Genomic DNA, 421 nt, shown 5'->3' with positions numbered 1-421 from the left:
GCGGGCAGTGGGGTGGGGTGCTGGGGCAGTTGCCTGCGGGCACCGGGCGCATCTTCAGCGCGCAGGCCTTCGATGCTTCGAACACCGTGCGCTACGCGGGCCAGGTGGCCCCCGTCACGATCCAGGCCGGGCAGACCACGGCCGTCACGTTGCTGCTGCAGGAGGTGAATGCACCTGCGCCCTTCGACAACGCGGCGCCGCGCATCCTCTCCCTGGTTGCGAGCCCTGGCACCGTCGCACCGGGCGGCCAGGTGACGCTCCAGGCAACGGCGGAGGATCCCAACACAGGCGACTCGCTCACGTACGCGTGGACGGCGCCCTCCGGCAGCTTCAGCGCGCCGTCCAGCCTTACCAGCGTTTGGACGGCACCAGCGGCAGCGGGGCAGGTGGTGCTGACGTTGACGGTGACAGACTCCAAGGG

At 70.5% G+C, this 421-nt stretch carries 1 protein-coding gene; it reads left to right on the top strand.

Features of this window, described 5'->3' with window-relative positions; translation table 11 throughout:
* Positions 1 to 421, top strand: a 421-nt coding sequence (locus D7X55_RS41635) for a PKD domain-containing protein (RefSeq protein WP_121725779.1), incomplete at both ends; no start/stop codon positions are given.

This window comes from Corallococcus sp. AB049A (assembly GCF_003668885.1).
GTDB classification, from domain to species: Bacteria; Myxococcota; Myxococcia; order Myxococcales; family Myxococcaceae; genus Corallococcus; species Corallococcus interemptor.
Note: the sequence above shows the minus strand (reverse complement) of the source record. Positions and strands in the feature narration are given on the sequence as shown.